Origin of the sequence: Jannaschia donghaensis (genome assembly GCF_001403795.1) — a bacterium.
In the GTDB taxonomy this organism is placed as follows: Bacteria; Pseudomonadota; Alphaproteobacteria; order Rhodobacterales; family Rhodobacteraceae; genus Jannaschia; species Jannaschia donghaensis.
On the sequence record NZ_CXSU01000011.1, the window covers coordinates 470,786 to 496,336 of the forward strand.

Genomic DNA, 25,551 nt, shown 5'->3' on the forward strand with positions numbered 1-25,551 from the left:
GAGTGCCCGGCCCGTTTTCGTCAGAGGCCCAGGTCCGCCAGCGCAGCGTCCAACGACCCCCAATCGTCTAGCTTCAGGCGCACCGGCACCGTCATGACCTGCCCGCGCAAGGATGCGGGCAGGCGCACGGCGTCCTTTTCCGTCGTCACCGGCTGGGCCGACAGGGCCGCCGCCCGCTCGCCCAACCGTTTCAACAGGGACCGGGTCAAGGGTTGATGATCGGCCAGCGCCTCGGTCCCGCGTACGTCCGCACCCAGAGCGCGCAGGGTGTCGAAGAACTTCTCGGGGCGGCCGATTCCCGCGAATGCGAAGACCGGCAAGCCGTTCCAATCCATTCCGGTTTTCAGCGGCTCCAGATGCCCATAGAGGCGTGGTGGCCCCGCCGGCAGATCGACATGTTTCGCCCCGATGGTCAGCGTGAAGTCCGCCCGCGCTAGCCCCGTGGCCACAGGTTCGCGCAAAGGCCCGGCGGGGATCACCCGTCCGTTTCCGAACCCCGCACCGGCGTCGATCACGACGATCGAGAGATCCTTCGTCAGGGTCGGGTTCTGAAATCCGTCGTCCAGCAGCACGACCTGCGCCCCATCCGCCACTGCGGCCCGCGCCCCGGCGGCCCGGTCGCGCGCGACCCAGGTGGGCGCGAAGGCCGACAGAAGCAACGGCTCATCCCCGGTGTCATCGGCACCATGGACGGATGGATCGACGCGCGTGGGGTCGGTGATGGTTCCACGATAGCCGCGTGTGACGACATGGGCTTGCGTGCCCCGGTCTCGCAATCGTTGGGCCAGGGCGATGACGGTCGGGGTCTTGCCCGTCCCGCCCGCCGTCAGATTGCCGACGCAGAGGACCGGCACGCCGACCCGCACGCCGGGCCGTGCGACACGACGGGCCGTTGCGGCGGCATAGACCGCGCCCAGCGGTGACAGCAGCATCGACGCGACCCCGGGTCGTCGCGACCAGAAGCCGGGCGCGCGCATCAGGCGACGCCGTCCAGCATCGCCAGCAGCAGATCCATCGCCTGTTCCGTCACGTCCGCTCCTTCGGAGCAGACGTTCCAGGCGGCATGTGCCATGCGGGCGGCCGCATCCGGTTCCAGCGTGGCGGCGACGGCCGCGCCGATGGTCGCCCCCGTCACCTCGCGCGTGGCATCGGCGGCCGCCAGGCGGGCATAGATGTCGGCGAAATTCGCGACGTAGGGCCCGTGCAGGATCGCGCTGCCCAACGCCGCCGGCTCGAACGGATTGTGACCGCCGATGTCGACCAGTGATCCGCCGACGAAACTGACGGGGCAAAGCCGATACCACAGGCCCATCTCGCCCATCGTGTCGGCGACGTAGATCTGCGTGTCCGAGGTGATCTCCTCTCCGGCGGATCGCTGCGCCACTTTCCAGCCGCCGGCGCGCAGGCCCGCGACGATGCCCGGTGCCCGGTCGGGATGGCGCGGCGCGATCACCAGCAGCAGCTTGTGCCAGGACCGCAGCGCTTCCTTGTTGGCTTCGGCGGCCAAGACCTCCTCGCCCTCGTGGGTGGACGCGGCAAGCCAGCTGGGCCGCCCGCCCAGGACCTTGGCCAGATGCTGGCGTTCCAGCTCGTCGTGGGGCAGGGCGGCGGACCCTTCCTTCAGGGTGCCCGTCACCTCCAGCCGGCCTTCCGGCAGTCCAAGTGCCAGAAGCCGGTCGGCGGTCTCCTGGTCCTGCGCCTGGACATGGTCGATCTGCGTCAGCAACGCGCGCGCCGCCCCCCGCGCGAACCGCCAACGGCCATAGGCCTTTTCGGTCATTCGGGCGTTGATCATCGCGATCTTGGTCCCGCGCCGCGCGACCTCGGTCAGCAGCGCGGGCCAGATCTCTCCTTCGGCCAGGACCACAAGGTCCGGTTTCCAGTGATCCAGAAAGCGCCGCATCCACGGTCGCACGTCCAGCGGCACGAACTGGTGAATGCAGCGCAGCGGCAACCGCCCGGCCAGAACCTGCGCCGATGTGACGGTGCCGGTGGTGACAAGGAACCGAAGCTCGGGCCATTCGTCGCCCATGCGCCGGATCATCTCCAGCAAGGAGACGCTTTCTCCCACGCTCGCCGCGTGCAGCCAGACCAGCGGCCCGTCGGGTCGCGGGACGGATGCGATGCCCCGCCGTTCGTCAAGGCGGTCCCGATCTTCCTTGCCGCGCGCCAACCGCCCGCGCAGGACCCGCTCTCCGAAGGCAGAGCGGCCTGTCAGGGCGAGGTAGGCGGCAACGACGGCCGAACCTGCCATGGCGTGTCAGCCCAACTCTTCCGTCGGGGAGGCTTCCTTTTCCTCGTCGCGCAAGCGGTGGATGTGGGCGATGAAATACCGCGCGTGGGCGTCGTCCACGGTGCGCTGAGCAGCGTTCTTCCAGGCGTCGTAGGCGCTGGCGTAGTCGGGATACATGCCGACGATGTCGATCTTGTCCATGTCGGCGAATTGCGTTGAACTGGGGTTCACCAGTTCGCCACCGAAGACGAGGTGCAGGCGTTGGACCATTGGGGCCTCCTGTTGGATTGTGTCACCGCCTGTTAGCGCGTCCGGCGCGCCGCGAAAACCGCGCAGGTCGATTCAGATCAGCCGGTCCAGCAGGGCCTCCGCGATCGCGGGCGATCCCGCGACGACCCCGTCGAGTTGCGGATGCGAATTGTTGAAGCGCAAGGTTGCCCCGCGCTGCGACGCGATCCGGCCCCCCGCTTCGGCCACCAAAAGGGCCCCGGCCGCGATGTCCCATTCCCAGGCCATGCGCAGGGTGATCATCGCATCGAACCGCCCTCCCGCGACCAGAGCCAGGCGGTAGGCCAGCGACGATCGGAAGCACTGCTCGACCGGCGGGGTGCCCCCGGTCCAGCGGTCGTTGTCGAAATTCGATTTCGCCCCCAGAACCGTGGCTCCCGCCAGAGCGGCGCGACCCGTCGGCCCGATGGCAGCCCCGTTCAACGTCGCACCGCCGCCTTGATGCGCCAGATACATCCGGTCCAGCATCGGCAGATGCACCGCCGCCGCGATCGGCACACCACATCGCACGATAGCGAGCGAATGGCTGAAGCTGCGGGATCCTTCGATGAATGCACGGGTGCCGTCGATCGGGTCGATGATGAACACCGTGTCGGTGTCCAGACGCTCCGGCCCGTCGGCCGTTTCCTCGGACAACCAGCCATAGGCGGGGCGCGCGGCCCGCAGGCTGTCGCGCAGCATGGTGTCGATTTCCAGATCGGCCTCGGTGACGGGGCCTTGCCCGTCGCCCTTGTCCCATGTCTTCGGGCCGTTGCCGAAATGCCGACGCGCGATATCGCCCGCCGCCAGGGCGGCGTCTCGCAACAGGGTCAGGTCTGCCTTCGGATCATGCGCCGGCAATCGTCAGCCCTTCGACCAGCAGCGATGGAACCTGGCGACCGACGTGAAGCCGCGCGTCGTTCGCGGGCCGAATCGACATCAACATATCGCGCAGGTTGCCGGCCACGGTGCATTCGTTGACCGGGCGCACGATCTGGCCGTTTTCGACCCAGAAACCCGACGCCCCACGGGAATAATCGCCGGTCGTCGCATTGATGGACGACCCGATCATCGACGTGATCAGAAGCCCGCTTCCCATGTCGGCCAGAAGATCTGCGCGGGTGGCATCGCCAGACGTCAGGCGAACGTTCGTCACCGACGGAGACGGCGGTGAGGAGGTGCCGCGTGCCCCGTTGCCGGTACTGGCCATCCCCAACTTGCGCCCCGTCGCCAGGTCCAGCGTCCAGCCCATCAGCACCCCGTCGCGCACGATGTCGCGCGCGGCCACCGGCAGGCCTTCGCCGTCGAACGGGCGGGAGCCGGAAATTCGGGGCATCAGCGGATCTTCCACAAGCGACAGATGCGATGGCAGCACCGCTTCGCCCAGGGCATCGCGCAGATAGGTCGCGCCGCGCGCCACGGCCGACCCGCTCACGGCCCCCAGAAGGTGACCGATCAACTGTCCGGCGACACGCTCGTCATAGATGACCGGATAGGCCCCGGTGGGCGGCTTGGCGGACCCTGATCGCGCAATCGTCCGCTCCCCCGCGATGCGACCCACGTCTTCGGGGCTGTCAAGGTCGGCGCGGTGAATGCGGCTGTCGCCGTAGTAATCGCGCTCCATCCCCGTGCCAGACCCGGTGATCGCCACGCAGGACAGCGACGTGCCCGTGCGACGGTATCCGCCCTCGAACCCATTGGTGGCGGCAAGGTGGATGCGTCGATCGCCGTATCCAGCACCGGCCCCGGACACTTGGCTGACGCCACCCACCGCAAGGGCGGCGGCTTCGGCACGGGCGGCCATGTCCTGTAGGTCGGTGGGCGACAATGCCGGGCTGTCGTCCACCAGGTCGAGTGCGGCCACGTCCCAGTCGCGGGCCAACTGATCGGGCTCGGCCAGCCCGCACCAGGGGTCTTCGGGCGCTTCGCGCGCCATGGCGACGGCGCGTTCGGCCATCATCGCCAATGTTTCGGGTTTGATGTCCGACGCGGACACGCAGGCCTGACGCTTGCCCAGCAGGACGCGCAGCCCGATCTCCACCCCTTCGGAGCGTTCCGCATGCTCCAACTTGCCCTTCAGAACGTCGATCGACACGGATGTCCCGTCCACGGCAAGCGCATCCGCCGCATCGGCCCCGGCCGCTTTGGCCGCCTTGAGCAGCGCCGCGGTCAGATCGGAAAGTTCAGTCATCGGGCACCTCGTTTGCACCCCCCGCAGGTAGCCCCGCACCCCCAGGGGAACAAGGCTACCACGTGGTCGCGGCGGAAATTTCGGGGTCGATGCGGGTGCGGCCGACGCCTATTTCAGCGGCATTCCATTGGCTGTGATGCCGCCGCCGGGCGTGAACTCGATCGTCGATTCCAGCTGATCGTCGCCCACGGGTCGCGCGACGGCCCCGGCCATGCCTTTCACGAAGGCGGCCTGTTCTGCCGGGATGAAGCCCAGGGCCACGATCCGGTCGATCAGGGCAAAGCCCCCGTCCAGCGCCAGTTCCACCGTGCCCACAGGCTCGGGGATGATCGTTTCCTCGGGGAAGTCGACGTCGCCCGTCCCGCGCAATTCCGCGCCCGCCAGCGTGACCAGCAGTTGGTTAAGCGTCAGGGTCTTCAGGCTGCCCGGAGGGCCGGTCATCGCCGCCATCGCGTCGGGGTCGCCGAACATGTCGACGTTCATCACCGCGGTGCCGTCCATGTCCACCACGACGGTTGCCGGATCGCGGGGCAACTGCCCGGTCGGATCGAACAGGCCCCAGAGCGTCTCGTCCAGGGCAAGCTCGCGCAGGATGATTTGCAGGCCGAACGGCTTTTCGCTGCCCGGCGCTCCGATGGGCAGGGTGAAGGCGCTGCGGACTTCTTGCATCGAGACGTCCACGGGCAAGGGGAAACCGGGCACCTGGGCCGTGATCTGCCCGCCCACGGATCCGAGGGCATAGGTCAGCGCATCCCGGCTCATGTCCAACTCGATGGTGCCGCTCTCGGACGTGCCCGCAATGTCGAGTGGTCCGTCGGGGGTAGTGCCGGCGACGGTCAGGGTGCTGCCGCTGTGGTCGATCGAGCCGTCGTAGAAGATGTTCATGTCCGACAGGCCCAAAACCGGTCCGGTCGGCACCTCCCCGTAGGTGCCGTCGAATTCCGACCTCACTCCGGTCATTGCATACGAAAAGGTCACCTCATCGTCGCCGTTCGCGAAGGTGGAGCCGATGTCCACGCCGTCGACGGCGTATGTCTGGGCAAAGCCCTGCCCATCCGGGCCGAACCCGGAGCGATAGACGCTTTCCAACCCGTCAAGGCGCATCGTTACGGTATTGGGGTCCGTCGTGCCGTCCCCGGCGTCCAGAACGGTGTCGACTTCGATGGTCATCGTGTCGGCGGCGATGTCGTAAATCCGTTCCCCGCCATCCTCGCGCGCCACGATCGACAGGTCCGCGTGCCGCAGACGCATCGTCTGTTCGACTTCGACCCCGTCGGTCACGCTTGTGGAGTCGGTTTCCATTTCGGCGGGAATCTCGATGACGACGCTGCCGTCGGCCTGTTCGACCATCTTGATCGTGCCATAGCTTGCCGCGCTGACGGTCCCGCCCAGTTCGGTCCGGTAGGTCACGCCGTCCAGCGTCAGCGTTCCGTCCGAATAATCGACCGATTCTGCCCCCAGCGTTCCGCCGAAGCGATTGTAGACATCCTGCCAGTCCTCCCAGATCGCGGTGGCCTGCAGATCGGCGAAGGCTGCGGGCGCGGTCGTCAGTACGATCGCGGCCGCTCCGGCCAGTTTCGGAAACGCAATGATCGGTTTCAGCATCGGGTCGGTTCCTTTAACATTATTTGCAGACACCAAACCGGACCCCGGCCAAGGGGTCAACCGGAGGAAAACCATGCCCGACATGACAGACAGGACCGTTTTAATCACCGGCGCGTCCCGCGGCATCGGTGCCGCCGCCGCCAGGGCTTTCGCGGCCAAGGGCGCCAATGTCGCCCTGTTGTCGCGCAGCACCGGGGCGATTGCCGACCTTGCCGGAGAGATCGGCAAGACGGCGCTGGCCATCCCCTGCGACGTCGCCAACTGGACCGAGATGGCGCGCGCCGTCGATGCCACGGTGGAAGCGTTCGGCACGCTCGACGTCATCATCGGCAACGCCGGCATCATCGAGCCGATCGGGCCGCTGGCCGAGGTGGATGTCGACGGTTGGTCCAGCGTCATCGACGTCAACGTGAAAGGCATTTTCCATGGCCTGCGCGCGGCCCTTCCCGTGATGGAGGCGCAGGGCGGCGGTACGATCATCACCATCAGTTCCGGGGCCGCGCACCGCGCGCTGCCCGGCTGGTCGGCCTATTGCACGTCCAAGGCGGCGGCCAAGATGCTGACCGAAGCGGCCCATGCCGAACACGGCGAAAGACTGCGCGTGATGGGACTGTCGCCCGGAACGGTCGCCACCCAGATGCAACGCGAGATCAAGGCATCGGGCGTCGGCCCGGTGGCGCAACTGGAGTGGGAAGATCACATTCCGCCCGAATGGGTGGCCGATGCGCTGGTGTGGATGTGCGGGCCGGATGCGGACGATCTGCGCGGCACCGAGGTTTCGCTGCGCGACGAGTCCATCCGCAAGCGGATCGGTCTGGCATGATCCGGTCCGACCGGGACGGCGACATCCTGACCCTGACGATCGACCGCCCGGACAAGGCCAATTCCCTGACCGCCGCGATGTTGTCCGACCTGATCCGCGCCGTGCGGGGTGCGGGTGATGTGCGCCTGCTGATCCTGACAGGCGCGGGGGAGTCGGTGTTCAGCGCCGGGGCCGATCTGGAGGAGGCGCGCGCCGGCCTCGCCACCTCAGCTTTGTGGGAGGATCTGTCGGGTGCGATAGCAGCGCTGCCCTGTCTGACGGTTGCGGCGCTCAACGGCACGTTGGCGGGCGGGGCCTTCGGCATGGCGCTGGCCTGCGATCTCCGGCTGTCGGTTCCGCAGGCGTCTTTCTTCTATCCAGTGGCCAAGCTGGGTTTCCTGCCGCAACCGTCGGACCCCGCACGCATGGCCCGGCTGATCGGGCCGGCGCGGACCAAGATGATCCTGGCTGGGGGCGCACGGCTCGACGCGTCCGAGGCGCTGTCTTTCGGTCTGGTCGACCGCGTGGTGATCGACCCGGTGACGGCGGCGCGGGATCTGGCCGTTGGCACAGCGGACCACATGGCGGCGATCAAGGCGATGGTGTCCACGGGGACGTGACATGCGCGCGTCCAACTGCCCCGCCGTTGACCGATAGTTAAGACATGAAACGCGAGACGGGCTTGCCCTTTTGATCCTTCGCCTCGGCTTGGGCAAGTTCATCTTCCTTTGGACCGCGCACAAGTTGATCACGCCGGACCAATACGGTCGGTTGACCCGGCATTTCGACGGCGTGAGTCCGGCGCTCGGCAAGTTTACGCGATGGACGGCGTGCAGATCGCGCTGTGCTTTCTGATGGCGATCGGCCTTTTGTGTTGGGGTGCCAATCCTGCCCAGACGTTCATGCATCTGTTCACCGTTACCCACCGGCGGGACGGGTCTTCGACCCCGTTGCGTTGACCGACCGCGGTATTCCGGTGAACCGTAATCAGGTGGTCGACCTTGCCGTGCTGGCCGCATTCCTGGCGCTCATCCTGCCGATACACCGGGACCGTGGTCGTGAGGCGCGTGGCTTACGGCGAAAGGTCGCGGGCGGTGTTGGCACTGACGACGCGACGTTGACCTTGCCCCGCCGGGCGTCATGCACGACCCTGCGTCAAACGTCGGGAGGACGCGCGCCATGACCAATTACCCCCATCTGCTGTCGCCCCTGGATCTGGGCCACATGACGCTGAAGAACCGCGTCATCATGGGGTCGATGCACACCGGGCTGGAGGAGACGAAGGACTGGAACCGCGTCGCCGAATTCTATGCTGAACGCGCGCGGGGCGGCGTGGCGCTGATGGTGACGGGCGGCATGGCCCCCAGCCGCGAGGGTGGCGTGTTTCCCGGTGCTGCGGGCCTGTTCACCGACGACGACATAGCCAATCACCGCATCGTCACCGACCGGGTGCACGACGCTGGCGGGCTGATCGCGATGCAGATCCTGCATGCCGGGCGCTATGCCTACGGTCCCGAATGCGTCAGCGCGTCGGCCATCAAATCCCCGATCTCGCCCTTCCCGCCCAAGGCGCTGGACGAGGAGGGGATCGAGAAGCAGATCGCCGATTTCGTCACCGCCACCACGCGCGCCCGCGAAGCCGGGTACGACGGGGTCGAGATCATGGGGTCCGAGGGCTACTTCCTGAATCAGTTCCTCGTCACCCATGTCAACAAGCGGACCGACCGCTGGGGCGGCAGCTACGAAAACCGGATGCGCCTGCCGGTCGAGGTCGTGCGCCGTTGCCGCGAGGCAGTGGGCCCGGATTTCACCATCATCTACCGTCTTTCCATGATCGATCTGATCCCCGACGGGTCGACCCACGACGAAGTCGTGCAACTGGCCCAGGCGGTGGAGGCGGCGGGGGCCACCCTGATCAACACCGGCATCGGCTGGCACGAGGCGCGCATTCCGACCATCGCGACATCGGTGCCCCGCGCCGCCTTTGCCTGGGTGACGAAGAAACTGATGGGCAAGGTCGGCATTCCGCTGATCACGTCGAACCGGATCAACACGCCCGAAGTGGCCGAGGAGGTTCTGGCCACCGGCTGCGCCGATCTGGTGTCGATGGCGCGACCCTTCCTGGCGGACAGCCAGTTCGTCGCCAAGGCGGCCGCCGGCACGCCCGAGACCATCGCCCCCTGCATCGCCTGCAACCAGGCCTGTCTGGATCACACGTTTTCTGGCAAGATCAGCTCCTGCCTCGTGAACCCCCGCGCCTGCCACGAGACGGAGCTTGTCGTCGCCCCGACCGAAATGCCCAAGCGGATTGCCGTCGTCGGTGCCGGTCCGGCGGGGCTGTCGACGGCGATCACGGCCGCCGAGAGGGGGCACGCTGTCACGCTCTTCGACCGTGCCGCGGAAATCGGCGGTCAGCTCAACATGGCCAAGGTCGTGCCAGGCAAAGAGGAGTTCATCGGCTTCGTCGATTGGTACGCCCGCATGGTGGAAATATCGGGGGTCAAGACCCGGTTGGGGACCGAAGTGACCGCCGACATGCTGGCCGATTTCGACGAAGTCGTCATCGCCACCGGCGTCGTGCCCCGCGATCCGGGCATCGAAGGGCAGGATGACGCACGCGTCGTCAGCTATATCGATGTGCTGCGCGGCGGTGTGGACATCGGGGATCGGGTCGCCGTGGTCGGGGCGGGCGGTATCGGGTTCGACGTGTCCGACTATCTGGTCCACGACGGCCATTCCGCGACCGAAAATCTGCCCGAATGGATGACCGACTGGGGCGTCACGGACCCCGCCGACCATCGTGGCGGCATCGCGCCCGAAGGGCCGCAGCCGTCCGGCCCGGCCCGCAAGGTCACGCTGCTGCAGCGCAAGGCCGAGGCACCGGGCAAGCGTCTGGGAAAGACGACCGGCTGGATCCATCGCGCGAACCTTCGCATGAAGGACGTCAAGATGATGGGTGGTGTGAACTACGAACGCGTCACCGATGACGGCCTGATGATCTCGACCGGCGAAGCGCGGGAAGACCCCCGGGTGATCGAGGCCGACACGATCGTCCTGTGCGCGGGCCAATTGCCCGACCGCAGCCTGGCCGACGCGTTGGAGGCGGCGGGCACCCCCTGCCACGTCATCGGCGGCGCGGATGTCGCCGCAGAACTGGATGCCAAGCGCGCCATCGATCAGGGCACGCGTCTGGCGGCGACGCTTTGACACGAAAGCGGCGGACCCGAGGGCCCGCCGATTCCAATTCTGTCGCGGGGTTTACGCCAGCGCTTTGACCAGCGCCGCGCCGACCTTTTCGGCCGATTGCGGATTCTGACCGGTCACGACGCGCTGATCGGTGACGGTAAACGCCTCCCAATCGTCCTTGCCGACGAAATCGGCCCCCAGGTCGCGCAGGCGCGATTCCAGAAGATAGGGAACTTCATCGGTCAGGCCGACGGTCTTTTCCTCGCTGTCGGTGAAGCCGTTGACGCGCACGCCTTTGACCAGCGGCGATCCGTCGGGCTTCGTCGCCCCCAGAAGGCCGGCCGGTCCGTGGCAGACCGCGCCCACGACACCGTCCTTGGCCCAGACACCGCTGACCAGGCGGGCGATGTCGGCGTTGTCGGCAAAGTCCCACATGGTGCCGTGTCCGCCGGGCAGGAACACCGCGTCGAACCCGTCGATCGTCACATCGGCGACGGCGGGGGTATCCTCCAGCTTGGCGCTGGCCGTGGCGTCACCCAGGAAACGCGTCACCGGTTCGGGCCGCTTGTCGGGATCGTCGTCCAGGGAATTGGGATCGATCGGGGGCTTGCCACCCTTGACCGAGGCGATCGTGACCTCGTGCCCCGCGTCGGTCAGTGCCCAGTAGGGGGCCGCCATCTCGTCGATGTAGAATCCGGTGGGGTTGCCAGTATCACCCAGTTTGTCGTGCGATGTCAGAATGAAAAGAACCGATGCCATGAAGGCCTCCTGATTTGGTGTCGCAGCCAAACGCGACGCGCGGCCGTCCGGGTCCATTCCCGCCCTGCGACCCGGCGTCAGGCGGGCATCAGTCCGACAAGCCGCGGCGCTGCATTTCCTGCGGGATGTTGAAGCGGCTGGCCCCGATGGACACACCGGTCTGCATATCGCCCAGGATTACGGTCGTCTGCGCGCCGGTGTCGTCGGTGATGACCCACTGGCGCAGGGTCGTGGGGCTGGGCGTGAAGACAAGCTGGATGTTGCCGTATTGCGGGTTTTCGGGGTCCTGCAGGGTGACGGCCGTTTGCGTCGCATCCCCGCCATGGGCGACGAGCATTCCGGACCGGCCGAAATTCACGTTTTGCGCTAATATGATGGACAGCGGTGTCTGGGACAGGGGGTATTGTTCGGGCGGCGTGTTGGAGACCGGATCGAAGATCGCGACCTGCTGGCCACCGGCGATCACGAGGCCGTTGTTGGGGGCGGCATAATCGAAACGGGCGCGTCCGGGGCGTCGGATCGAAAGCTCTCCGGTGGAGATGGAGCCATCGGAATTCACCTGCGTGAAGTCGGCCTTCGCGGTCTGGAAGCTGTTGAGATAGTTGCTGATTTCAGTCACCGGAATCTCGGCGAAGGCCGGGGCGACGAAGGTGAATGTCGTGGCGATGGCGGTGAGCAAGCTGCGCATGGGGCTTTCCGTTCCTTGGTCCGTTTGGGGACATATAGGGAAGGAATGCCGGATTACCCGCCGTTATGCGATGTCATCCGCGTGTCAGGCGGTTCGCCGCGCGTGTTTGAACCGATGGGTGATGCGTGGGTGACCCACGGGTGATCTACGTCGGATATGGAGCGGATATGGTTCTGGATCAGGAGGTTGAGAGGCCCACGGAAAAGCGACGTTTCGCGGCGCAGCGGTTCGGGTATCTTGCGGAGAAGCATGGACCGCCATGCAGCTTGCGGAAAACATCCGTTTCGAGCCCGCATTCTTAGCGGCCGTTGCCATCAGACGGACCTCTGCTACGTTTGCTAGAGAATGGCTTGGTTGATCCGCCACGGTGTCGAAAGGCCGTTCCTGACACGACACGACCCGACACGACGAAAGATGCTGCCTTTCCAGATTTTCTGAGAAGAGGAACGGCTGGCCGAACACTGCAAAGGAGACCGCGAAAGATGTCGAATAGAGGTTTGTTCGCGGCAGCAGTGATATCCGTCATGGGTGCCGGTGTCGCCGTCACCTATTCACCCCTCTCGGCGCAAAATACGAGCCGTTCTGCCGATACGACCGCAGCCATCGAGGCGGCAAATTGGTCGGATAATGTGACGATCACGATCGACGCGGCCGACAACACATTCCGGTTCGAATCCGATGGCATTCCCAGCCATGGATTTGCAGAGCGCTACCTGATCCCATCGGATCCGACCGACCAGCCGTTTGCGGATAAACCGGCCGAGTTCTTCGACGTGGTCGACTCGGCTGAGTTTTTCTCCGGATCCGACATTGATACGACTATCACCCTGGGGCCCGTCTATTCGGACACGACGACGGATACCTCGCTTGGAATGATCGGCGTTGCCATCAGCGGTGCGCAGATCTTCAACGACTACGAGGATTTCGAGCGGGCCGTCACGGCACAGGACGATCAGGTCGTTCATGACCATGTTGCTTTCCTCGACAACTGCAACGGTCACACGCTCGTCGACGGCACGGATTATCATTATCATGGTATTCCGGTCTGCATCGCCGAAGCGATGCCGCGGGCGGGGCAGCATTCGACGATGATCGGTGTGCTCTCGGATGGGTTCCCGGTCTACAGCAACTACGACGTTGGCGGGATCGTCGTGGTCAATGAAGATCTGGATGAGTGCAGTGGCCATTTCGGTCCGACGCCGGAATTTCCCGACGGCATTTATCACTATCACCTGACGGCAGACGAAGCGCCTTACATGGTCGATTGCTATCACGGAGAGATCGAAGTGACCGCCTCTGCCGGGCCCGGCGGCGGCGGACCGGATTTTAGCGCAATCGCCGCGCAATATGGCGTCAGCGAAGCCGCACTGATCGATGCCCTGGGCGAGTCGCGGCCGCCGGACTTCGCCGGGGCGGCAGACCTGCTGGGCATCAGCGAAGAAGAACTGCGCGAAGCGATGCCGGCCCCAGGTCAGTAAGGCCCGGCACGTGGAGAAGATCGCCTATCTCGTCATCGGTGGGGCTGTGGCGGTCATTGCGATGACGCTGCTGCCCATGGGTCGCATCGATATGTCTTCGGATATGCGCGACGCGGAGATGCCGATGGAACAGGCGGCGATGTCCGAGATGGGGGCCGTGCATCAACATCCCCCGCGTGAGATATCGCCTGACTTGCCCATGCCCGGCGTGACCCATCTGATGTTCCCGGACGTGATTGACGGCTACAACGTGCAGATCCTGACCCGCAATTTCACGTTCACCCCGGTCGGCATCAATCGTCCTCCCAAGGATAACGAGGGTCACGCGCACATTTACGTAAATGGCGTCAAAATCGCGCGCATCTATTCCGATTGGTATCATCTGCCGGATGCGTCGTTACAGCCCGGTGAGAACACCGTCAGAGTATCGCTCAACGCGAACGATCACAGTGAATGGGCCATAGGCGGCAGACCCATTGCATCCGTTGTTCGCATCCAAGGTGCGGATGATGCGAAGTGATCGGGCAATTCGGCCTCTACTCGGACCCGCGCGGCAATTGTACCAAACGGCAGCTTGGTCCGCATAGCAGCCCGTCCCGCTCATTGACGAAAGTCGGCATGCCAGCCGCTAGCCGTTGGGGTCGGGCAGCAGGATGTCGCGTTTGCCGACGTGGTTCGCGGCTGTGACGGCGCCGTTTTCCTCCATCTGCTCCACCAGGCGGGCGGCCTTGTTGTAGCCGATGCCCAGTTTGCGCTGGATGTAGGAGGTGGAGCATTTGCGATCGCGCGCGACGATGGCGACGGCTTCGTCATAGAGTTTGTCTTCGCCGCCGGTGTTTCCGCCCGTCAGGCCCAGCACCGCGTCGATGTCCGCGCCGCCCTCTTCCGGGCCTTCCAGAACGCTGGACGCGTAATCGGGCGGGCCGAAGGACTTCAGGTGGTTCACGATCTCCTCGACCTCCTCGTCCGAACAGAAGGGGCCGTGGACGCGGGTGATCTTGGAGCCGCCGGCCATGTAGAGCATGTCGCCCATGCCCAGCAGCTGCTCGGCCCCCATCGCGCCCAGAATGGTCCGGGAGTCGATCTTGGAGGTGACGTGGAAGGAAATCCGCGTCGGGAAGTTCGCCTTGATCGTGCCGGTAATGACGTCGACCGACGGACGCTGCGTGGCCATGACGAGGTGGATTCCGGAGGCACGGGCCATCTGTGCCAGACGCTGGATGCAGGCTTCGATCTCCTTGCCGGCGACCATCATCAGGTCGGCCATCTCGTCCACGATGACGACGATGTAGGGCAGCTTCTCGGGGACCGTCTCCTCGGTCTCGAACACCGGCTCCCCGGTTTCGTCGTCGAAGCCGGTCTGGACCGTGCGGCTGAACATCTCGCCCTTGTCGAGCGCGTCCTTCACCCGGCCGTTGTAGCCCGCGATGTTGCGCACGCCCATTCTGGACATCTTGCGATATCGTTCCTCCATCTCTCCGACCGTCCACTTCAGGGCCACGACGGCCTTTTTCGGGTCGGTGACGACGGGGGACAACAGATGGGGGATGCCGTCATAGACCGACAGTTCCAGCATCTTGGGGTCGATCATGATCATCCGGCAGTCTTCGGGCGGCAGCTTGTAAAGCAGCGACAGGATCATCGTGTTGATGGCGACGGATTTGCCCGAACCGGTCGTCCCCGCGATCAGCAGGTGGGGCATCTTGGCAAGGTTCGCGACGATGGGCGCGCCGCCGATGTCCTTGCCCAAGGCAAGGGGGAGTTCCTGACTGCTGTCGCCGAAGTCGCGGGCCGACAGGATTTCGCGCAGCACGACCTTTTCGCGCCGCTCGTTCGGGAGTTCGATGCCGATGACGGTGCGGCCCGGCACGGTGGAGACGCGGGCCGACAGGGCGGACATGGACCGGGCGATATCGTCGGCCAGGCCGATGACGCGCGACGCCTTGAGGCCGGCAGCCGGTTCGAGTTCGTAGAGCGTCACGACGGGCCCCGGACGGACCGACACGATCTCGCCCTTCACGCCGTAGTCGTCCAGCACCGTCTCCAGCATCCGGGCGTTTTCCTCCAAAGCCTCGTCCGACAGGACATGGCGTTCGACGGTGGACGGATCGGCCAGCAGGTTCAGGGGCGGCATCTCGTAGGCGGTGCCGCTTTCCTCGAACTGCAGGGCGGGCTGGGCCTCGGCCTTCGCTTGTCTGGAGGTCGGAGCGGGCTTGACCGTGGGCTGCACCACCTTGCGCGACAGGGCCGGGCGGATGCCCGGTTGCGCGGCATAGGCGGGATGCACGGCAGGTGTCACCGGCTCGATCAGGGCGTCTTCGGCCAGATCGGGGGCCTGCGTTTCGACGCGGGCGGCGGGGGCCGGGGCAAGGGGCGCTTCTTCGCGCGGGGTGGCGGCCAGCGTCGGCTCCACCCGTGCGGCGGGGGCCACGGCGGCGGCGGGCGCGGCGGTCAGGGCCTGTGCGATATTGGCGCGGCGCACGCGGGGGCGCACGGCGCTGGCGGTGCGGGCGCTGACCCGGTCGTCGCCGTCCGCATAGAGGTCGTCATGCGCCAGGGGGTCGGTGATCGGGCGCTGCGGCAGCCACGACATCAAGGACCGTCTGGGGGCGTGATCGTCGTCGGGGATGTCCTCCTCCTCCAAGGGGTCGACGGCGCGCGCCGCGCGTGCGTCGCGCAGGGCGGCAGCACTTTTCAGGGTGCCGACGGCGGCCCCGCGCGCGGCGGACCCGGTCGCCAGCTTGATCAGGTGCGTCGCGTTGCCCAGACCCGTCAGGAACAGCACCCAGGCCTTGGCGAGGTCTTCGCGCGTGAAGCCAAGAACCCAGGCCCCCGACAGGACCGCGCCTGCGGCAATCACCATCGACAGGAATTTCAGACCGATCGACGCGGTGATCGGCAGGATCTGGAGCAGCGCGCCCAGAGCCGTGTCACCGAACAGGCCGCCCAGGCCGAAGTCGTGGGTCCAGCCCTGTCCGGGCACGAGCGACGCGCAATAAAGCGAGAGCGCCAGCACCCAGCCGGGCACGAACAGGCCACGCGGCAGCGCGCGTTCGGAGCCTGCATGGACGGCAAAACGCAGACCCCAGACCATCAGCCCGGCGGCCAACCCCAGCGAGCCATAGCCGAGGATCAGATAGAGCGGGGCGGCCAGCGACGCGCCGAACAGGCCCAGCCAGTTGCGCGGCGCGGCGTCCGTCGCCGCCAGCCAGTTGGGATCGTCGGGATGATAGCTGAGCAGCAGGACGGCAAGTGCCAGCCCGAACAGCATCATCAGAACGCCCAGGCCTTCGCGGCCGCGCCGGGCCAGGGAAATCTGCACGCGTGAGTCCAGAAGGGGATCGCGTTGCCGCACCTGATAGGCCATGGAAACCTCCTACGAATAAAGACAATCGCGCAGGCGCGTCAGCCCGTCGATCGTCTCGTCCAGCGGGCCGACGAGGGCCGCGCGAATGAATGTCTTGCCGGGATTTCCGGCGGGCGTATCGCGGGCGAGGTACGCGCCCGGAAGGACTTTGACGCCCGTCTGTTCCCAGAGCCTGAGCGTCGCCTGTTCGCCGTCGTCCACGGGCAGCCACAAAAAGAACCCGGCGTCGGGGATGTGGTGGTTCGGCAGGATGTCGCGGGCGGCGTCGAACTTCGCGGCATAAAGCGCGCGGTTGGCGTCGACGTGGGTGTCTTCGGCCCAGACCTCCGCCGCGGCCATCTGCAGCGGCAGGGGCAGGGGCGCACCGGCATAGGCGCGCAGTTGCTTCATGCGGGCGATGTTCTTGGGCCCGGACACGGCAAAACCCGACCGCAGCCCAGCGAGGTTGGAGCGTTTGGACAGGGAGTGGAAGGCGACCACACGCTCGGGGTCGGTGCCCGTCGCATGCACCGCTTCCAGAATGCCGACGGGGGGCTTGTCGCGATAGATCTCGGCGTAGCATTCGTCGGCGAAGATGATGAAGTCGTGCTTTTCAGCCAGCCGCAGCAGGTTCGACCAATAGGCGAGCGAGGCGGTCGCCCCCTGCGGATTGGCGGGGGAGCAGATGTAGACGATGGCCGTCCGGTCCAGCAGGGCCGGGTCCACGGCGTCGTAGTCGGGCAGATGCCCGGTCTCTTCGGTCGCGTTCAGATAAACAGGCTCCGCCCCCACCGACAGGGAGGCGACGGCATAGACCTGATAGAACGGGTTTGGCGTCAGGATCGCGGGGCGTTGGCCGTTCTTCGCCTCGGGGCAGAGCGCCATGGAGGTGTTGTAGAGCCCTTCGCGCGTGCCGTTGAGCACGAGGATGTCGGTGTCGGGATCGGCCGCGTAGCCATAGCGCCGCGACACCCACCCGGCACTGGCCGACAGCAGTTCGGGCGCGCCGTCGTTGGGTGGATAGGACATGAATTTCGCCGTGTGCCGCGCGATCACCTCGCCCACCATCGCAGGTGGCGCATGGCGCGGGTCCCCGATCGTCATCTGGATCGGCGCGTTGCCGCCCGGCGCACGATCGCCCAGCAGCGTGCGCAGACGCGGAAACGCATATTCGGGCAGTTCGGAGAACCGCTGCGGAGAATTCATTGCCTGTAGCCTCGTGTCGGGTGCTCTGACGGCCCCATTTCCCGTCACGATAGCAAAGGGACGGGGCAGGGGTCTATGGAAAACCTGCGGCGGGTCGCGGGGGTGTGGCTTTGGGGTCGGGGTCTGGTTCAGGGTATTCCTCGAAATCGCCACTTTCGACATGTCAGTTAGGGGACTGATACCGAAGGGCATGGAATGACGAAGCATATCGTGATCGGTGGCGGCAGCGGCTTCATTGGGGACATGCTCACCATCGCGCTGCGCGAAAGGGGTGACCGCGTCACCTGGATTTCCCGCAACGCCGGGCCGAACCGCATCACCTGGGACGATCTTTCACAGACCGGATTGCCCGACTGCGATGCCGTCGTGAACCTTGCGGGTCAGCACATTCTGGATGTCCGCCGTCGCTGGACCGACGCCTATCGCGCCGAAGTCATTGACTCACGTGTTCATACGACCCGCGCCCTTGTAGCCGCCATCAACGAAGCGCGGAACCCGCCCGAAGTCTTCGTGTCGACCGCCGGGAAGTGTTTCTACGGGACGACCGAGATGGAGGTGGATCAGGCGACGGTCGACCTTGACGAGACGTCCGTGCCGATCGGCATGGATTTTCCCGCGGAGCTGGTCGGCCTGTGGGAAGCGGCCTCCGAAGGCGTCGACACGGACCGTATTCGCCATATCCAGCTGCGGATCGGCGTCGTCCTTGGCAAGATCGAACGCAAATCCGACATCGGAAAGCTCTGGCGGATCGGGCGCAGCCGGGGGTTCCTTCCGATCATCCGCCTTCCGTTCTGCCTGGGTCTCGGGGCGAAGATCGGAACGGGGCGTCAACCGTTTCCGTGGATACATGTCGACGACATGGTCGGCGTGATCCTGCACGTTCTCGACCGTCCGCAGACGGAGGGACGCTACAATGCGGTGTCGCCCGGCATCGTCGACAACGCGACCTTTACCGAAGCCTTCGCGAGGGCGCTTGGCCGTCCCGTCGTCTGGTCTGTCCCGGAGTGGATCGTCCGCGCGATCGTCGGCAGCGAGCGATCCTCGATCCTTTTGCGGGGGCAGCGTGTCCGGCCCCGACGGACGCTCGAGTCGGGCTACCGGTTCACGTTCCCGACCATCGACGTGGCGATGTCCGACCTTGTCCGCAAGGTCATTTGACGCCAGCCCGCTACCCCAACGCCACTTCCATCGCGGCCCCCAAACGCAGCAACCGCTCCTCCTGCATCGGCGGACACAGGGCCATCACGCCGCACATCGGCACGCCCGTGGGCATGGTCAGACCGCACAGGCCCAGCACGTTGCCGACGCGGGTGTTGCGCAACGCCATGAGGTTTTCGCTGACGTAGTAGTCTTCGTCCGTCATCAGCCGGTCCCGGTCAGGGGGCAGGATGGCGGCGGTGGGCAGGATGACGGCGTCGTACCCCCCGGTCGCGCGCAGGTAGGCGGCCTGCGCCGCCGCCCGTTTGCGATGAGCGTCCAGCACATCGGCCGCGGGCACGTCGCGTCCTTGCCGGAACCGTTCAAGGATGCGGTCGAACATCAGGTGGGGATCAGCCTCGATCACATCGCGCCAGATCGCGTAGCCTTCGGGCGCGAACAGCAGCGGGGTCAGGTCCATCGCGTCCTGCACCGCCGACACGGTGTCGCGCATGACCGTAGCACCCGCATCCTTGAACCGGTCGACCGCGTGTTCGAACGCGGCGCGGGGCGCGTCGCGGGAGGTGTCTGCATAATCGGCCAGGATCAGCAGACGCTTGCCCCGAATCGTGGCCCCCGTCAGGTCCGCCGATCTGCCGCCTTCCAGCAGGGCCAGGGTCAGGGCCGCATCCTCCACGCTGCGCGTCAGCGGGCCGATGGTGTCCATCGTCTCGACCAGGGGAACCGTTCCGCGCGCATCGACGCGGCCCAGCGTCGTCTTGAGGCCGACCAACCCGTTCCAGGCGGCCGGATTGCGCACGGATCCGCCGGTGTCGGACCCGATGGCGACCGGGGCCAACCCCAGAGCGACCGATGCGGCGGCCCCCGACGAAGACCCGCCGGGCACCAGGGCGGGGTCGTAGCGGTTTGGCGGCGTCGCGGTGACCGGGTTGAGGCCCAGGCCGGAGAACGCAAGCTCCGACATATGCGTCTTGCCCAGGCAAACGGCGCCGCCGTGAGTCGCGTTGGCCAGCACGGCGGCGTCGTCTTGGGGCACGCGGTTTTCGAGCAGAGCGGACCCGGCCTCGGTCGCCACACCCGCGCTGTCGAACAGGTCCTTCCAACTGATGGGCACCCCGTCGAGGGGCCCGCGTCGCAGGCCCAGCTTCGCGCGCTGGGCGGCGGCGGCGGCTTCGGCGCGCGCGCGGTCGGCGGTGACACGCGCATAGATCCGGTCGGTGTCCGCATGGGACGCGATTTCGGCCAGATACACATCGCACAGCGCCTCCGCGTCGATGTCGCCCGCGGCGATGCCCCGGCCCAGGTCCGCTGCCGTCGCCCAAAGCCAGTCCTGCATCGTCGCCTCCGTCAAAGTGTCGCGGACCACGCTAGACAGGGTGTGGGGGTTGGACAATGGCGGGCAGGCGGTCATATCAGAACCCATGGATACAGATGTCATTATCGTCGGCGGCGGCCTGACCGGGCCGGTGACGGCCCTGGCCCTGGCGGATGCCGGGCTTCGGTCGCTTGTGCTGGACGCGCGGCCGCGCGCGACCTTCGATGCGACGGGGTTCGACGGGCGGTCCTATGCCATGGCGCTGGGATCGGTGCGATTGATGCGCAACCTTGGCTTGTGGGACGCTCTGGCCGCGACGGCCCAGCCGATGACGGGTATCCGGGCCAGCGACGGCCGCGCGGGCGAAGGCGCGTCGCCGCTGCACCTGTCGTTCGACGCGTCGGAAATCGGCGAGGCGTTCATGGGCCAGATGGTCGAGGATCGGTATCTGCGCCCGATGCTGCTGTCGGCTTGCGATGCCAGCGATCTGATCGAAATGCGCTTCGACACCGCCGTCACCGATCAGCGGGCGACATCGGCAGGCGTCGAGGTCGAGGCGGGCGAGACGTTCACCGCGCGCCTTCTGCTGGGGGCCGACGGGCGCGGGAGCGGTGTCGCGACGCGCGCCGGCATCGGGCGGACGGGCAAGGATTATGACCAGACCGCGCTGGTTTGTGCGGTCGAACACGAATTTCCCCACGCGGGCATCGCGCATCAGTTCTTCATGCCGTCGGGTCCGCTGGCGATCCTGCCCCTGCGCGGCGATCGGTCCAGCATCGTCTGGACGGAGACGGGTGCCGCGGCGGCCGATTTGAACGCCTTGCCGGATGACGCCTATCTGGACGTTCTGCGCCCCCGGTTCGGCGATTTTCTGGGCGACATCCAATTGGTCGGCGCGCGCCATTCCTATCCATTGTCGCTGAGCCTTGCGACGTCCTTCGTTGCGGACAGGGTCGGTCTGGTTGGCGATGCGGCCCACGGTATCCATCCGATTGCGGGACAGGGTCTGAACCTTGGCATCAAGGATGTCGCCGCGCTGGCCGATGTGATGGGGGATGCGCGGCGGCGGGGCGAGGATATCGGCGCGGCGGATGTGCTGGCCCGGTATCAGCGCTGGCGGCGGTTCGACACCAATGTGATGGGCGTTGCGACGGATGCGGTGAACCGGCTGTTTTCCAACGACAATCCGATCCTGCGACTGGGCCGCGACCTGGGGATGGGCGCGATTTCGGCGATGCCGGTCCTGCGCCGCCGGTTCATCGCCGAGGCGGCGGGTATCTCGGGCGATCTGCCGCGACTCATGCAGGATTGAACTAAAAGTTTTTTGTCGCGTCTCGCTTATGAAGGACGCGTGTCCGCTGTGCGGACTTAGCTGTCCCTTATCAAGTTATATCGAAAGCCCGCTTTTCCGATTGGGTAGACCCATCTGAACCGCTGAATGCAGACACTAGGCGGCCCCATTCGCTACTGGGGTCGAGTTCGCCAGAAGGCAGGAAGGTTCGCGAGACAAAATAGCGGTCCATTACAGATCCTTTGGTGGGGAAGCGGCGGTCAGTCGCAGGAAGGTATCCACGGTGTCGAGCGCGGCCTGCCACGCAGCGCGGTCGTAGGCCATCAGCACGCGAGGCCATCCGACGCTCTTGTCGTACGCTTGCGTGAGAGTGAGCAGTCGGATGCCGTATGTACCGGCATCCACGTATATGATGCAGCTTTCGGCATTCTCGATCGTCATCCACCAGTACGTGATCGCCGTACAGCTGACGGAGATCGCGTCATGCCCTCTGAAGTCCAGTCCGATAGGCCAGAGCAACTGGATTGGCCGTCCCGCGTGTTCAACCCTCATGTCTGGAATATCGGATGCGATCGGCAAGCCTTCCGGACGGGGTCGTATCTTTCGGGGAAGGATATTGATCGTCGTTACGCCCGGCGGCCAGGCGGCGGCGAGGTCGGGCGGCGTGTCGGGGCGAACCTTGTGACCACCTCGCGGGCCGAAGAAGAGGTCGCCGATCCCCCATCTAATCGAGCTTGGGGTGCCATCGAACCCCTCGACCGCGCCAGCTTGTCGAAGCTCCGCCCCCCGAACGCAGAACGACAAGCCGTTCGAGAAAGCGATCTCCTGGGCGTCGGGCGCGGTGCAGTCGGCAGCGAGTGCGGGAGATCCGGACATCAGGATGAGAAGGAACCCCAGAAGTATAGGGTGCTTTCGTAACGATGTGAGCATGACGGTACCTCTTAATACCAGGAAAACACTTTGGCCCAGTTTTCCAAAGCATTCAAATGAAATAGAAATTTTAGGGGAATTGTAGGTGCCCATTTGATCGTGAAAGATCGATACCTCTTCTGCCTGTTTTCACGGGCTATTCTATCAAGGCCGTGATCCGCGCACGGCCCCAACCAAGCGAGATGACGAACATGATGCAGACGATCCAGACCTCACCACAGATCGTCGCCTGCGGTCGGATGTCGGGTGGCGACTGATCTGTCACCGGAGGTGCTTCTAGAAACTGGTTGACCGCTTTTAGCAGTCTCTTACCCCGAACCGGACATGCCTGCAGCACGCGGCAACAGGTAGAATGGGCTCGAACCGGACCTGCGCCCCTAATGGGATGCGTTCAAGCTGCGATCCGCAATTCGACGTGCTTCAGTCGAGTTTGCGGGCCTCGTCGATCAGCATGATCGGAATGCCGCCGCGGATGGGGAAGGCCAGTCGGGCCGCTTTGGAAATCAGTTCCTGCGCGTCGGCATCATAGGACAGCGTGGCGTTCGTCTGCGGGCAGACCAGCGCCTCAAGCATCCTGGCGCTGTGGTCGGGTGTCTTTGCATCGGTCATTGCAGGATGTTCTCGCTCTCGCCGCCGCGCAGGGCGAATTCCATCAGGGTCACGACCGTCTCGCGTCGCGTGGCCAGGCTGGGGGCCTCCAGAAGGGCCTGTTTCTCTTCCTGTTCGAACGGGCAGAGCATCGAGAGCGAATTGATCAGCAACTCCTCCTCGGCGTCCTTGAGACTGTCCCAATCAGTCGACAGGGATTGCGCCTCGAAGTAACGGTTGAGCAGATCGAGGAAGGCGGGTCGGTCGAAGCCCTTGTCCACCTCGGGCTTGCCCAGATCGCGCTCGAACCCGTCCCAGCTGACGTCGGCCTGCAGATAGGGCTGGAAGCCGGACACCTCTTTGGTGATCCGGTAGCGGGAGACACCGGCCAGCGTGACCATGTAGCGTCCGTCCTCGGTCTCTGACAGCTGCGTTAGACGCCCGGCGCAGCCAATGGCCTGAAGTTCTCGTCCGTCGCCGGCTTTCTGCGCGCGGGGCTGGATCATGCCGATCAGGCGATGATCGGTCTTGAGCGTGTCGTCTATCATCTGAAGATAACGCGGCTCGAAGATGTGCAGCGGCAGGCGCGCACGCGGCAGCATCAGCGCCCCGGGAAGCGGGAACACGGGGATGGTCGGGGGGAGGTCGTTCAATCGATACATAAAAGGCGACCTAGCGCTCCGGTCCAGTCAGGCAAAGATCATCGAAGACAACTTGCGTCGTCCTTTGAGAACAATCGGATCACTTGCCTTCAATGCGTCGAAGATGATGAAAAGCTGCGTGCGCGCGGCCCCGTCATTCCAATCGCGGTCACGGCGGAACAGCTCCAGCAGGTGATCGACGGCGGCCTCCGTCTGACCGTCGGCTTGCAGGGCGGCGGCAAGGTCGAAGCGCGCCTGGTGGTCGTCGGCGTCCGCCTCGACCGCCGCCGTAAGATCGGTGACCGGGCCCGCGTTGGCGGCCTGACGGGCCAGGGCGATCTGGGCGCGGGCGGCTTCGAGGTCGGAGGTGCCCAGCAGTGCGGCCGGTGCCGCATCCACCATCGCCTCGGCCTCGTCGATCTGGTCCAGGGCCAGATGTGCACGGATCATTCCGCCATACGCCCCGGCGTTCTCGGGCTCCTCGCCCAGCACGGCTGCGTAGGTTTGCAGGGCGTCTTCGGCTTCGCCCGCCTCGAGCATTTCGTCCGCCGCCAGGACCGCTTCGGCCAACCCGTCATCTTCGGCTCCGGGTCCAAGGGCGGCGGCGCGTTTGACGAACTCCTCGACCTCGGCCGGGCTGACGGCCCCTTGAAATCCATCGACCGGCTTGCCTTGCCAGAAGGCATAGACGGTCGGGATCGACTGGATCTGAAGCTGCGCGGCGATCTGCTGGTTGCGGTCCACATCGACCTTGGCCATCTTCACCGCGCCCTTGGCGGCCGTTACCGCCGTTTCGAGCTGCGGGCCGAGGGTCTTGCACGGGCCGCACCACTGGGCCCAGAAATCCACGATCACCGGGATGGTCATCGACGCTTCGACCACATCGGCCATGAACGATGCTTCGTCCACGTCGCGGATCAGGTCGGTGGGGGCGGTTTCGGTCTGCGGCTGGCCAAGTTCGATCATCGGGCGGACTCCTTTGTTGGCAGGCTATATGCGACCGCGCGTCGCATATTCCAACCCTTCAGAGGTCGAAGGTCGCCAGCACCGGCGCATGGTCCGACGGCTTTTCCCAGCCGCGCACGTGGCGCAGGACGCGGGACCCATGGGCCGCGTTCGCGATGTCGGGGGTCGCCCAGACGTGATCCAGCCGCCGCCCCTTGTCCGCCGCGTCCCAGTCGGGGGAGCGGTACGACCACCACGAATAAAGAGTGCCGTCGGGAATATCGGCGCGGGTCACATCGACCCATTTGCCCGCGTCCTGGGTCTGCGCCATCGCCTCCACCTCCTGCGGGGTGTGGCTGACGACCTTGAGCAGTTTCTTGTGGTCCCAGACGTCATCGGGGCGCGGCGCGATGTTCAGATCTCCGACCAGGATGGATTTCGCGGGCGCATCGGCATGGAAGGCGTCGCGCATGGCCGACAGGTAATCGAGCTTCTGTCCGAATTTCTCGTTCACATCGCGGTCGGGGATGTCGCCGCCTGCGGGGACGTAAAAATTGTGGATCGTCACGCCGTTGTCCAGCCGTCCGGCGATGTGACGCGCGTGGCCCAGATCGGCGTGATCCTCGGCCCCCGCCTCGGTCAGGGGCAGCTTCGACAGGATGGCGACGCCGTTGTAACCCTTCTGCCCCCGCGCGACCATGTGGGGGTAGCCCAGGGCGGTGAACTGGTCGCGTGGGATCAGATCGACCGGTGATTTACACTCCTGCAGGCACAGGATGTCGGGACCTTCCTCGCGCAGGAAGCGCAGGACGAGCTCTTCGCGCAGGCGGACCGAATTGATGTTCCAGGTGGCGAGTGTGAAGGCCATGTCGTCGCTCCGTTGCTGTCGGGGCATGTTTGGCAGGCCGGGCAAGCGGGGGCC

Annotated in this window: 24 protein-coding genes; 7 read left to right on the forward strand and 17 right to left on the reverse strand. The window is 65.7% G+C overall.

What is annotated here, in order from left to right; translation table 11 throughout:
* Positions 1–20 precede the first annotated feature (20 nt).
* From lpxK to JDO7802_RS06825, 6 genes are all read right to left on the reverse strand, one after another.
* The gene (gene lpxK / locus JDO7802_RS06800) at positions 21–977 is read right to left on the reverse strand and encodes a tetraacyldisaccharide 4'-kinase (protein WP_055083892.1); all 957 of its coding nucleotides are present in this window, start codon (positions 975–977) and stop codon (positions 21–23) included.
* Positions 977–2,254 (reverse strand): 3-deoxy-D-manno-octulosonic acid transferase, encoded by a 1,278-nt coding sequence (locus JDO7802_RS06805; protein WP_055083893.1) that lies wholly within the window; start codon positions 2,252–2,254, stop codon positions 977–979. The genes lpxK and JDO7802_RS06805 overlap by 1 nt, the downstream gene beginning before the upstream one ends.
* A 6-nt stretch (positions 2,255–2,260) precedes the next feature.
* Positions 2,261–2,503 (reverse strand): DUF4170 domain-containing protein, encoded by a 243-nt coding sequence (locus JDO7802_RS06810; protein ID WP_055083895.1) that lies wholly within the window; start codon positions 2,501–2,503, stop codon positions 2,261–2,263.
* A 72-nt stretch (positions 2,504–2,575) separates the two neighbouring features.
* Positions 2,576–3,325 (reverse strand): 3'(2'),5'-bisphosphate nucleotidase CysQ, encoded by a 750-nt coding sequence (locus tag JDO7802_RS06815; protein ID WP_245624138.1) that lies wholly within the window; start codon positions 3,323–3,325, stop codon positions 2,576–2,578.
* A gap of 22 nt (positions 3,326–3,347) precedes the next feature.
* Entirely contained in the window at positions 3,348–4,691 is a 1,344-nt protein-coding gene (locus JDO7802_RS06820; protein ID WP_055083900.1) for a TldD/PmbA family protein, read from the reverse strand.
* 108 nt (positions 4,692–4,799) lie between these two features.
* Complete coding sequence (locus JDO7802_RS06825) at positions 4,800–6,296, reverse strand: DUF2125 domain-containing protein (RefSeq protein ID WP_055083902.1); 1,497 nt, start codon at positions 6,294–6,296, stop codon at positions 4,800–4,802.
* A gap of 73 nt (positions 6,297–6,369) precedes the next feature.
* Between JDO7802_RS06825 and JDO7802_RS06830 the strand changes: the two genes are divergently transcribed.
* From JDO7802_RS06830 to JDO7802_RS06840, 3 genes are all read left to right on the forward strand, one after another.
* Positions 6,370–7,119 carry an SDR family oxidoreductase gene (locus JDO7802_RS06830; RefSeq protein ID WP_055083904.1) on the forward strand — a complete coding sequence of 250 codons (750 nt, stop codon included), beginning with the start codon at positions 6,370–6,372 and terminating at the stop codon, positions 7,117–7,119.
* Positions 7,116–7,718 (forward strand): enoyl-CoA hydratase/isomerase family protein, encoded by a 603-nt coding sequence (locus JDO7802_RS06835; RefSeq protein ID WP_055083906.1) that lies wholly within the window; start codon positions 7,116–7,118, stop codon positions 7,716–7,718. The genes JDO7802_RS06830 and JDO7802_RS06835 overlap by 4 nt, the downstream gene beginning before the upstream one ends.
* 559 nt (positions 7,719–8,277) lie before the next feature.
* Entirely contained in the window at positions 8,278–10,305 is a 2,028-nt protein-coding gene (locus tag JDO7802_RS06840) for an NADPH-dependent 2,4-dienoyl-CoA reductase (RefSeq protein ID WP_055083908.1), read from the forward strand.
* Between the two features lie 51 nt (positions 10,306–10,356).
* Here JDO7802_RS06840 and JDO7802_RS06845 read toward each other — a convergent pair whose 3' ends face one another.
* Together JDO7802_RS06845 and JDO7802_RS06850 are read right to left on the reverse strand one after the other, a co-directional pair.
* The gene (locus tag JDO7802_RS06845) at positions 10,357–11,043 is read right to left on the reverse strand and encodes a type 1 glutamine amidotransferase domain-containing protein (RefSeq protein WP_055084797.1); all 687 of its coding nucleotides are present in this window, start codon (positions 11,041–11,043) and stop codon (positions 10,357–10,359) included.
* A gap of 88 nt (positions 11,044–11,131) precedes the next feature.
* Positions 11,132–11,731, reverse strand: a complete 600-nt coding sequence (locus JDO7802_RS06850) for a LolA family protein (RefSeq protein ID WP_055083910.1) — start codon at positions 11,729–11,731, stop codon at positions 11,132–11,134.
* A gap of 524 nt (positions 11,732–12,255) precedes the next feature.
* Between JDO7802_RS06850 and JDO7802_RS06855 the strand changes: the two genes are divergently transcribed.
* Together JDO7802_RS06855 and JDO7802_RS06860 are read left to right on the forward strand one after the other, a co-directional pair.
* Complete coding sequence (locus JDO7802_RS06855; protein WP_245624139.1) at positions 12,256–13,209, forward strand: YHYH protein; 954 nt, start codon at positions 12,256–12,258, stop codon at positions 13,207–13,209.
* 10 nt (positions 13,210–13,219) lie between these two features.
* Positions 13,220–13,729: a hypothetical protein gene (locus JDO7802_RS06860; protein WP_055083914.1), complete on the forward strand. Its 510-nt coding sequence runs from the start codon at positions 13,220–13,222 to the stop codon at positions 13,727–13,729.
* A gap of 108 nt (positions 13,730–13,837) precedes the next feature.
* On the opposite strand, the gene JDO7802_RS06865 is transcribed toward JDO7802_RS06860, so the two are convergent.
* Both JDO7802_RS06865 and JDO7802_RS06870 read right to left on the reverse strand, forming a co-directional pair.
* Positions 13,838–16,576, reverse strand: a complete 2,739-nt coding sequence (locus JDO7802_RS06865) for a DNA translocase FtsK (RefSeq protein ID WP_055083916.1) — start codon at positions 16,574–16,576, stop codon at positions 13,838–13,840.
* Between the two features lie 9 nt (positions 16,577–16,585).
* Positions 16,586–17,761 (reverse strand): aminotransferase class I/II-fold pyridoxal phosphate-dependent enzyme, encoded by a 1,176-nt coding sequence (locus JDO7802_RS06870; RefSeq protein WP_055083918.1) that lies wholly within the window; start codon positions 17,759–17,761, stop codon positions 16,586–16,588.
* A gap of 195 nt (positions 17,762–17,956) precedes the next feature.
* Here JDO7802_RS06870 and JDO7802_RS06875 point away from each other — a divergent pair, with 195 nt between their 5' ends.
* A complete protein-coding gene (locus JDO7802_RS06875; RefSeq protein WP_055083920.1) occupies positions 17,957–18,919 on the forward strand; it encodes a TIGR01777 family oxidoreductase in 963 nt (320 codons plus the stop codon).
* A 10-nt stretch (positions 18,920–18,929) separates the two neighbouring features.
* Here JDO7802_RS06875 and JDO7802_RS06880 read toward each other — a convergent pair whose 3' ends face one another.
* The gene (locus tag JDO7802_RS06880; RefSeq protein ID WP_055083922.1) at positions 18,930–20,255 is read right to left on the reverse strand and encodes an amidase; all 1,326 of its coding nucleotides are present in this window, start codon (positions 20,253–20,255) and stop codon (positions 18,930–18,932) included.
* Between the two features lie 85 nt (positions 20,256–20,340).
* On the opposite strand from JDO7802_RS06880, the gene JDO7802_RS06885 reads away from it, so the two are divergent.
* Positions 20,341–21,546 carry a UbiH/UbiF/VisC/COQ6 family ubiquinone biosynthesis hydroxylase gene (locus JDO7802_RS06885; protein ID WP_055083923.1) on the forward strand — a complete coding sequence of 402 codons (1,206 nt, stop codon included), beginning with the start codon at positions 20,341–20,343 and terminating at the stop codon, positions 21,544–21,546.
* Positions 21,547–21,756: 210 nt separating this feature from the next.
* Here the strand turns inward: JDO7802_RS06885 and JDO7802_RS06890 are convergent, their stop codons facing one another.
* From JDO7802_RS06890 to JDO7802_RS06910, 6 genes are all read right to left on the reverse strand, one after another.
* Positions 21,757–22,548, reverse strand: coding sequence for a hypothetical protein (locus JDO7802_RS06890; protein WP_144430546.1), 792 nt, complete (start codon positions 22,546–22,548; stop codon positions 21,757–21,759).
* A 43-nt stretch (positions 22,549–22,591) separates the two neighbouring features.
* The gene (locus tag JDO7802_RS18685) at positions 22,592–22,720 is read right to left on the reverse strand and encodes a hypothetical protein (RefSeq protein ID WP_275934850.1); all 129 of its coding nucleotides are present in this window, start codon (positions 22,718–22,720) and stop codon (positions 22,592–22,594) included.
* Between the two features lie 155 nt (positions 22,721–22,875).
* Entirely contained in the window at positions 22,876–23,064 is a 189-nt protein-coding gene (locus JDO7802_RS06895; RefSeq protein ID WP_055083927.1) for a Trm112 family protein, read from the reverse strand.
* A complete protein-coding gene (locus JDO7802_RS06900) occupies positions 23,061–23,705 on the reverse strand; it encodes an LON peptidase substrate-binding domain-containing protein (RefSeq protein ID WP_055083929.1) in 645 nt (214 codons plus the stop codon). The genes JDO7802_RS06895 and JDO7802_RS06900 overlap by 4 nt, the downstream gene beginning before the upstream one ends.
* 27 nt (positions 23,706–23,732) lie before the next feature.
* A complete protein-coding gene (locus tag JDO7802_RS06905) occupies positions 23,733–24,650 on the reverse strand; it encodes a tetratricopeptide repeat protein (protein ID WP_055083931.1) in 918 nt (305 codons plus the stop codon).
* A gap of 58 nt (positions 24,651–24,708) precedes the next feature.
* Positions 24,709–25,497: an exodeoxyribonuclease III gene (locus JDO7802_RS06910; RefSeq protein WP_055083933.1), complete on the reverse strand. Its 789-nt coding sequence runs from the start codon at positions 25,495–25,497 to the stop codon at positions 24,709–24,711.
* Between the last annotated feature and the right edge of the window lie 54 nt (positions 25,498–25,551).

Excerpts from the sequence above, each read along its gene's own strand:
- lpxK (WP_055083892.1), bottom strand. The coding sequence starts at position 977 with ATGCGCGCGCCCGGCTTCTGGTCGCGACGACCCGGGGTCGCGTCGATG.
- JDO7802_RS06805 (WP_055083893.1), bottom strand. The coding sequence starts at position 2,254 with ATGGCAGGTTCGGCCGTCGTTGCCGCCTACCTCGCCCTGACAGGCCGC.
- JDO7802_RS06810 (WP_055083895.1), bottom strand. The coding sequence starts at position 2,503 with ATGGTCCAACGCCTGCACCTCGTCTTCGGTGGCGAACTGGTGAACCCC.
- JDO7802_RS06820 (WP_055083900.1), bottom strand. The coding sequence starts at position 4,691 with ATGACTGAACTTTCCGATCTGACCGCGGCGCTGCTCAAGGCGGCCAAA.
- JDO7802_RS06825 (WP_055083902.1), bottom strand. The coding sequence starts at position 6,296 with ATGCTGAAACCGATCATTGCGTTTCCGAAACTGGCCGGAGCGGCCGCG.
- JDO7802_RS06830 (WP_055083904.1), top strand. The coding sequence starts at position 6,370 with ATGCCCGACATGACAGACAGGACCGTTTTAATCACCGGCGCGTCCCGC.
- JDO7802_RS06835 (WP_055083906.1), top strand. The coding sequence starts at position 7,116 with ATGATCCGGTCCGACCGGGACGGCGACATCCTGACCCTGACGATCGAC.
- JDO7802_RS06840 (WP_055083908.1), top strand. The coding sequence starts at position 8,278 with ATGACCAATTACCCCCATCTGCTGTCGCCCCTGGATCTGGGCCACATG.
- JDO7802_RS06845 (WP_055084797.1), bottom strand. The coding sequence starts at position 11,043 with ATGGCATCGGTTCTTTTCATTCTGACATCGCACGACAAACTGGGTGAT.
- JDO7802_RS06850 (WP_055083910.1), bottom strand. The coding sequence starts at position 11,731 with ATGCGCAGCTTGCTCACCGCCATCGCCACGACATTCACCTTCGTCGCC.
- JDO7802_RS06855 (WP_245624139.1), top strand. The coding sequence starts at position 12,256 with ATGGGTGCCGGTGTCGCCGTCACCTATTCACCCCTCTCGGCGCAAAAT.
- JDO7802_RS06865 (WP_055083916.1), bottom strand. The coding sequence starts at position 16,576 with ATGGCCTATCAGGTGCGGCAACGCGATCCCCTTCTGGACTCACGCGTG.
- JDO7802_RS06870 (WP_055083918.1), bottom strand. The coding sequence starts at position 17,761 with ATGAATTCTCCGCAGCGGTTCTCCGAACTGCCCGAATATGCGTTTCCG.
- JDO7802_RS06875 (WP_055083920.1), top strand. The coding sequence starts at position 17,957 with ATGACGAAGCATATCGTGATCGGTGGCGGCAGCGGCTTCATTGGGGAC.
- JDO7802_RS06880 (WP_055083922.1), bottom strand. The coding sequence starts at position 20,255 with ATGCAGGACTGGCTTTGGGCGACGGCAGCGGACCTGGGCCGGGGCATC.
- JDO7802_RS06885 (WP_055083923.1), top strand. The coding sequence starts at position 20,341 with ATGGATACAGATGTCATTATCGTCGGCGGCGGCCTGACCGGGCCGGTG.
- JDO7802_RS06890 (WP_144430546.1), bottom strand. The coding sequence starts at position 22,548 with ATGGGCACCTACAATTCCCCTAAAATTTCTATTTCATTTGAATGCTTT.
- JDO7802_RS06895 (WP_055083927.1), bottom strand. The coding sequence starts at position 23,064 with ATGACCGATGCAAAGACACCCGACCACAGCGCCAGGATGCTTGAGGCG.
- JDO7802_RS06900 (WP_055083929.1), bottom strand. The coding sequence starts at position 23,705 with ATGTATCGATTGAACGACCTCCCCCCGACCATCCCCGTGTTCCCGCTT.
- JDO7802_RS06905 (WP_055083931.1), bottom strand. The coding sequence starts at position 24,650 with ATGATCGAACTTGGCCAGCCGCAGACCGAAACCGCCCCCACCGACCTG.
- JDO7802_RS06910 (WP_055083933.1), bottom strand. The coding sequence starts at position 25,497 with ATGGCCTTCACACTCGCCACCTGGAACATCAATTCGGTCCGCCTGCGC.